This window comes from Paraburkholderia sediminicola, from assembly GCF_046026895.1.
In the GTDB taxonomy this organism is placed as follows: domain Bacteria; phylum Pseudomonadota; class Gammaproteobacteria; order Burkholderiales; family Burkholderiaceae; genus Paraburkholderia; species Paraburkholderia sediminicola_C.
In genome coordinates this window covers 1-7,529 of sequence record NZ_JAQQEU010000144.1, presented here as the reverse complement: position 1 = coordinate 7,529, position 7,529 = coordinate 1, and the positions used below count along the sequence as shown (strand labels likewise).

Here is a 7,529-nt window from a genome sequence, read left to right as displayed (position 1 = left end):
GGGTGTCGCCCATCGGTGGAGGTAGTTTCCCAGGAAAACTGGATGACATTGTCAACGATATCACGCTGCAGACGGGCCCGATGACCGGATGGCAATACGCCGGTGGTGGACAGCCAGCGCTGCCTCGCCGCCGCTCGTGGCGTGAAACAGTCCAAGCTGCTCGAACTCCTCTTCCTGCAGCGGCGTGATGGCGATATCCGTGTAGGCGTAACGTTCCGGTGCCTTCATGACTTCCCTGAGGATAGCCTCTGTCCTGAGGTAGAAGCGCAGATATTTTGTCGCCTTGACAGCGGTCTCACTCCAGTAGCGCGGATAGAAGCGAAGCGGCGATTCGACCGGTAGCCCCCAACGGCGGTCACGGCGGTGTTTCATTCGCAGAGCTCCCCCTTCGAGCGGATGCACACCCTCGTGTTCGATCATCAGTCTGAACCAGGCGATTGTGCGCATGATCGTCTTCGGTCGGCCGTTCGGGATCTGCGCTGCCCGCTTGACGATCGTGCGGATGTGCTCGTACGAGTAGAACGCGCTCCAGGCGCACCGATACGCTTCTTCCCATTCAGCGTCCGACATTTTCGGGTGGTGCGTGACCCGGTGGTTGGTGTCGTATTTGTTGATGTCCGGGTCCATCCATTCACCGTTCCTTGCCATCGTCTGATGATCCTCGGAGCCCGGAAGCGGGGTGAGCATGAAGAATTCGAGAATGTCTATTGGCAATTCACGCTTGATGATCTCGATGTCGCGCAGGATCGATTCTTTCGTGTCCGCCGGGAATCCGATGATATAGCCAGCGTAGGTAATCGCGCCGTGGGAGCGCCACTTCTGCAGCATGGCGCGGTATTCGGTGATCTTGTTCTGCCGCTTCTTGGCCGCGATCAGATTCTCGGGATTGATATTCTCAAGCCCGATGAACACGCGACGCACACCCGCGCGCGTTGCCTTCTCGATGAAGTTTGGAATCTTGTGACAGAGCGTGTCGACCTGGATCGTGAAGCCGCAGTGAATGCCTTCCTTTTCCCGAAGTTCGATGACGCGGTCGAGAAGGATTTCCCAGTCGTGGTTGCGGGCGAAATTATCATCCGTGACGAAGAACCGGTCGATGCCCTGCGTTGCGTTCTCGCGGATGATCTTTTCGAGATCGTCGGGGGTGCGAAAGCGACTCTTGTGCCCCTGCACGTTGATGATGGTACAAAACGAGCACTGATACGGGCAACCACGACCGAGGTCAACCGAGGTATAGGTACCTGCCGTGCGTTCGATATGCTTGCGCGGCAAGAAGGGCCGCGGAGCACCTTCGAGCGAGGGCAACGTGTCCATGAAATTATACAAGGGCTTCATTGCACCATTCCACGCGTCGAGAAGGACCTCATCAAGACGCCGTTCCTCGGCCTCCCCAGCGAAGAGCGCCACACCCATTGCTTGCGCCTCCTTAAGCTCAGCGGGCATCTCGGGCAGCATGGAGATGCAGCCAGAAACGTGGAAGCCACCGATCGCAACCGGCAAGCCTGCGGCACGGAACTGGCGGGCGAGGTCGAGTGCGCGCGCGTACTGGTTCGACTGGACACCGACCAGACCAATCATCGATCTCCCGCCCTTTGCCTTCAGGTCACGAATGATGCGCTCTGGCCACACCCGCTGGTTGGTTTCGTCGCATGTTTCGATCTCAAGATGGACGCCAGGGCCCAGCAGCTTTCGCTTTCGCGCGTCATCAGCGAGCGCATACATACAGGCGAGTGTATTGGAAGGCATGACCGAGCGGAGCCACTGGATCGGGTAGCCGTCGTCGTCGTAATGGGTCGGCTTGATGAGGACGAGAGAGAATCGAAAACTGTCAGGAATCGAGTACATCGTGTCCATGGTTTGCCCTGTAGCCCTGTCTGGAATTCACAAAACCGTGAAGGTTGTCCGTCTTCAGAAAATTGGAGATGGATCGTGAACTGGCAAGCAGTACAACAACCCGCATCCTACCCGCCTGGACCCCTGCTGTGTTTACTACAATGCCGCAGGCGCCAGGTTTCGAGGATTGGGATCCTGTTGGGGCCGACAAGAACTATGACACGGCGGGCTTCGTGGCGAGTTGCCGCGCCAATCGTGTGACGCCGCATGTGGCGCAAAACGACGGCCGCGGAAGTGGCTCGGCGATTGACGGTCGCACGACGCGCTGGGCCGGCTACGCCATCAGCCAGCGCAAGCGCAAATGCATCGAGCAGGTCTTCGGCTGGAGCAAGACGGTCGGCCGGATTCGTCAGGCGATGTATCGTGGCCGCGAGCGGGTCGAGCAGTTGTTCCTCCTGACGCAGGCGGCCTACAACCTGACGCGCATGCGTACGCTTGCGGGCAGAACTCAGGAAAAACTTCAGGGGACCGACGCTGTCGGACAAGCTGCCGCTGGCGGCACGAACCTATCCCCGATCGCGCAACCCGCTCAGGAAAAATTGCAACGCAACCCGCGAGTTGGAAAAACTGTCTGAGCGGGCTGCTCCTATGGCCGTTGTGCCTCCGAAACCTGTCGCCGAAGGCGCGCCGGGTCAAAGGGCGGGTGTGGGTCCGACTCCGGTCTCGGATTTCGCTCGGAACCGGCCATTCGTTGAGCACCGGACTCGATCGGATGCGGATAACCGCTCCGGCCGAACAATCGGCCACGCCGCTCCTTGTCACACAATTCTGCGTGACCGTCGATCTCGAGGGCCGTGCCATTGACTACTGGTCATGACGCCGGGATGAGAACGCAATGGGCGACGTGGGCGCCATATCATGATCGCCCGAAGAGGCCGGTGGATCCGTGTTGCCGCGAAGCAATCCTGATGCGCGAGACGAGCCACGCCGCCAGCACGAACCACATCGCGGCGACGACGAACGCGGCGACGTAGGCGGGTCCGGCACCGGCAAACCCCTTGACCCATGACAGCATCCACCCGGTCGCGGCAGGGCCGAGGATCTGCGGGAGCACCATCGACACTTGCCAGATGCCCATGTCCTTGCCGCTGGACGCATCGTCTGGCAACACTTGCAGCGCGAGTGCCCAGTCGACGGCTTGATAGGTGCCGTAAGCGGCGCAGAAAACCAGCCCGACCGTGATCACCAGCAACAGGTTCGGATGCAACGCCAGGAGGACAAAGCCGATTGCAGCCCCGGCCATGATCCAGCTTGTCAGGCGGACGACGGGAACGACGCCGTGGTGGTCGGCGAGCCGTGCGCCCAGCAGGCTGGCCGGGATCGCTAGCACCACGCCGACACCAAGCAGCCCATTCAGGAGACTGGTCGGATGACGAATGCCGATCACGTCCTGCAGGTAGTACAACATGAAGGTGAAGATTGACCAGATTCCCATGTTGCCGAACAGGCGGGTTACCAGCACCCAGTAAAAGTTTCGGTGGAGACGTGGATCGACATAGAACGAACGGATGAACGCGAAGAGTTCGAACTGTCCGCCGGATCCGGCAGGCGTCGGCTCGCGCGAGCCGCAAATCGTCAGCCAAAGGCAGAGCACCATGATCGCAATGAACGTGGCAACCGTGGGATACACGTGACGCGGAGAATAGAACGCAACGAGCACCACGTTGCCAGTGATGGTGCCGAGCACGGTCATCACGTTGAGCCACGCGCTCGCGCGGTTGGCTTCCTGTTTCGGCACGACATCGGGCACCAGCCCGGCGTACGGACCCGCCGCCCAGTTCCACCAGAATTGGAGATGCAGGAACGCGAGTGCGTACAGCCATACGCTCCCCGCGCCGTTGAATGAAGCAAGCCATACCAGTGCCACCGAGGTGCCGAACACGCCGGCGACGAGAAACGGTCGCCGACGTCCATGTTTTGCAGAGCAGCGATCTGAAAGCGCCCCGGCCAGTGGCGCCACGACCATCGCAATGAATGCGCCGGACGCAATGACGGAGCCGGCCACGCCTTCCTTTAACGCGGCATCGGGTCCGAGCATTTCGGCAACCTGTGCCGGCACGAGCACCGGAACGACCGTCATCCATTGGGTAAAGAGCGCAAACCACAGCGACGCGATCTGTATGTGACTGAGCGTCGACAGGCGAGGGGCCGGCGGTCTGGTCAACACATTCCGGGCTGGACTGGATAGGGTCATGTCAGAAGTCCATGAGCGTCGCGCAGGGAGCCAAACGGCCGCACGGCGAAGGAAAATTTTGCCCGATGCTGTGAGTTGGTCGAACACGATGGGGCGTCGTGCATTTTGCTTCCCGCCCAATGCTTCCTTCCTGGCGAGACGATCGAGAAAAATTAGAACACTGACCTGGCTTATGCAAGCGAGCGCAGTGCGGCGTAGTAAAAGCGCAGAAACAGAGGGCGCCCGCCTGGGTGTTTGATTGCAAAGCCTGCGATCACCGGGTGCGCCATGGTGGCGGCTTAGAAGTCCCTGTCCGTGCGATCAATTGCACGTGCTGCCCATCCTGAATCCCGCTCGAGAGCATTTTTGGCTCACTTACGCCAATCCGAAGCCCTGTAGCGCGCTTAGATTGTCAATTGCGCCCCACTTCAACCGAAAAAGCTCTCGTGGATTCCGTTAAGTTGACAGTGCCGCGGCACGGCCGTGTAACGGAGACAAACTTGCAGGGGCGTCATGACAGGTTCGTGGGAAGGTTCGTTAAACGAACTGCGAGCAGAAAATATTTCGCAAATGGCAGCAGTGTCTATTATGAAAGCAGAATGTAATTTATGGCGGCATTAATGGCGATGCGGCGAGTGATCAAGTGCGCTTCGGATAGAGCCCGCACGTCGAGCGAGGGGAGGTGTCATGTTCAAGCATCTGCTGGTGCCGACCCACGGCTCGGCACTTTCCGAAGTCGCCGTCCAGATGGCGGTGACGTTCACCGCCGAAAATCACGCCTCCATTACCGGACTTCATGTTATGCCGGAGTTTCCTGTTCTGGCGTATGGAACCGAAATGCTCGCGGATACCGAGGAGAAGTTCGTTCGGGTTCACAGGGAGCGTGCAGAGGCCTTTCTCGCCGCTGTCACGAAGGTGGCAACCCAGGGGCGAGCGTGATATGCGAAACCGTTGCCACCACCCGCGCTCATCCCTATGAAGCGATCATCAGCACCGCCACCGAGCGAAACTGCGATCTGATTGTGATGGCGTCCCACGACCGCAGCGGTGTGCGTGGCCTGTTGATCGGCAGTGAGACACAGAAGGTGCTGACTCATAGCGCTATTCCCGTTCTGGTGGTCCGGCAGTCGACACATACAGGCGTAGTGGGCGAAGCGCGAGCCGGCACGCAATCGACAACATCGAAGTCTTCGTCGCCTCATGGATTTATCATCGGGCGAATTCCGCTTGCAGTCACTCCGGCACTGCCAACTTAACGGAATCGCGGGCCGGCGTCAGTCAGCCAAGAATGCTATTGAAGCGGGACATTAGTCAGACCGATTTGCTTGAGTTGACGATACCTCAACCGTTACTTGTGGGCCGTGCGCGAACGCCCAAAACCCTGTGCCATGCTGAAGGTGGCGCCATGCCGAAAATCTATTGGATGCTGGAGAGGATCGCGTTCTCGCTCGTCGTGCTGTTGGCGCTTGCATGTTTCGGTTTCATCGTATGGGAGAAGAATCCCGGCATGACGTTGGCGATTCAGACGGGTGGCGACATGCTGATGCCGAACAGTGAACATTGGCTCGGCTGCATGGCGCCGGATCAACGCGGTTGTGAGCGGATGTTGATCGAGCTGAGAACACCGGACAAGAACTGATTGGCACGCAATATAAACGGACACGAGTGTCCGGCGTGTTCCTTGAACTCGGGTGATTGATGCGAGTCAGCGCGCGCCTTTGCAGCGAGCGCAAATGTCCAACCATCGAGCGCTCGCGCTACACCGGCAATCATCTCGGCTTTGTCCGGAAGGGGGCTTGCCGATCAGTCGTGGTTCGGGTAGAGCGGACGTTTGCACAAACGCTGGGGAGCCTCACGGCAACAGATCTGGCCACACCGATGGAAGCGGCACGCTGGGTGCTGTCCTCACGGCGGACTACGAAGGGGAATCGAGAATTGCGGCGCCTCGGGGCTGGGTGTAGCCTGTTTTTTGGTGGAACCCGAAGTGCCGCGGAGCGGGCGAGCTGCTGGGCGGCGGAACACTGAAGAATGCCGCCACATGAGTTGCGCGGGAATGGTTCTGCCATGCGTTGTTCGACAAGGGGGAGACGTCATGAACAAGCTTGCGTCCATTCTCGTGTGGGGCGTGCTGGCCGCAGTCGGCGCCTTCGCCTTCGCCAGGCTCGCGCTTGGGCGCGGTGAAAGTGTGAATGCCGTGTGGCTCGTGACTGCTGCCCTCATCGTCTATTTCATTGCATACCGCTTCTATAGCAGGTTCATTGCCGAGCGCGTGCTGCGGCTCGACGATACTCGCCAGACGCCGGCCGAGCGCCACGACGACGGTATGGACTACGTACCGACTAACAGGTGGGTGCTATTCGGCCATCATTTCGCCGCAATCGCCGGCGCCGGTCCGCTGGTGGGTCCCGTGCTGGCAGCGCAGATGGGCTACCTGCCCGGCACGCTGTGGATCCTCGCGGGCGTCGTGGTGGCCGGTGCGGTGCAGGATTTCATTGTGCTTTTCGCGTCAGTGCGCCGCGACGGCAAATCTCTTGGCGAGATGGTCAAGATGGAACTGGGCCCGGTTCCCGGCTCGCTGGCTCTCGTCGGCGTACTCGCGATCATGATCATCATTCTCGCGGTCCTGAGCCTGGTGGTGGTCAAGGCGCTTACGTCCAGCCCGTGGGGGCTCTTCACCATCGCGGCGACGATACCGATCGCGCTGCTGATGGGCGTCTACATGCGGTTTATCCGCCCGGGGCGGGTAGGAGAAGCGTCCCTGTTCGGCGTCGTGCTTTTGCTCATCTCGATCGTACTCGGGAAGACGGTCGCCAACGATCCCACCTGGGGATCGGTCTTTACCCTGACCGGCCCGCAACTGGCGTGGGCTCTCATTCTGTACGGCGCCATCGCCTCAAGCCTGCCGGTCTGGCTGATGCTCGCGCCGCGCGACTACCTGAGTACGTTCCTGAAGATCGGCACGATCATAGCGCTCGCGGTCGGCATCTATGTGGTCGCGCCCACGCTTTCGATGCCACGGACCACGCGCTTCATCGACGGCACCGGACCCGTGTTCTCCGGCGCGCTCTTTCCTTTTCTGTTCATTACCATCGCCTGCGGCGCGGTCTCCGGTTTTCATGCGCTGATTTCCTCCGGCACCACGCCGAAGATGATCGAGCGTGAGTCGCATATGCGTCTGATCGGCTTCGGCGGCATGCTCGCCGAGTCGTTCGTCGCGATCATGGCGCTGACGGCAGCCTGCGTACTGCACCCGGGCATCTACTTCGCCATGAACGCCCCGGCGGCAATCATCGGCACGACCGCCGGGCAGGCGGCGCAAGTCGTGTCGAACTGGGGATTCGTCATCACGCCGGACCTGATCAACCAGACGGCCGCGAACATAGGAGAAACCAGCATCCTGTCGCGCGCCGGTGGCGCCCCGACGCTTGCCGTAGGCATGGCGCAGATTCTCGGCCAGGCCCTA

General features: G+C 60.3%; 4 protein-coding genes and 2 pseudogenes. 4 read left to right on the top strand and 2 right to left on the bottom strand.

Annotated elements, in window-relative coordinates:
* Window positions 1-60: 60 nt before the first annotated feature.
* Complete coding sequence (locus PQR02_RS38945; RefSeq protein WP_408243148.1) at window positions 61-1,854, bottom strand: B12-binding domain-containing radical SAM protein; 1,794 nt, start codon at window positions 1,852-1,854, stop codon at window positions 61-63.
* Window positions 1,855-2,030: 176 nt separating this feature from the next.
* Between PQR02_RS38945 and PQR02_RS38940 the strand changes: the two are divergent.
* Window positions 2,031-2,339, top strand: a pseudogene (locus tag PQR02_RS38940) (transposase); the annotation flags it as partial.
* A 410-nt stretch (window positions 2,340-2,749) separates the two neighbouring features.
* On the opposite strand, the gene PQR02_RS38935 reads toward PQR02_RS38940, so the two are convergent.
* Window positions 2,750-4,087, bottom strand: coding sequence for an MFS transporter (locus PQR02_RS38935; RefSeq protein ID WP_408243147.1), 1,338 nt, complete (start codon window positions 4,085-4,087; stop codon window positions 2,750-2,752).
* Window positions 4,088-4,753: 666 nt separating this feature from the next.
* On the opposite strand from PQR02_RS38935, the pseudogene PQR02_RS38930 reads away from it, so the two are divergent.
* From PQR02_RS38930 to PQR02_RS38920, 3 genes and pseudogenes are all read left to right on the top strand, one after another.
* Window positions 4,754-5,190 (top strand): annotated as a pseudogene (locus tag PQR02_RS38930) (universal stress protein); the annotation flags it as partial.
* Between the two features lie 281 nt (window positions 5,191-5,471).
* Window positions 5,472-5,705 (top strand): hypothetical protein, encoded by a 234-nt coding sequence (locus PQR02_RS38925; RefSeq protein WP_408243146.1) that lies wholly within the window; start codon window positions 5,472-5,474, stop codon window positions 5,703-5,705.
* A 453-nt stretch (window positions 5,706-6,158) separates the two neighbouring features.
* On the top strand, window positions 6,159-7,529 hold a 1,371-nt coding region (locus PQR02_RS38920; protein ID WP_408243145.1), incomplete at its 3' end, for a carbon starvation CstA family protein.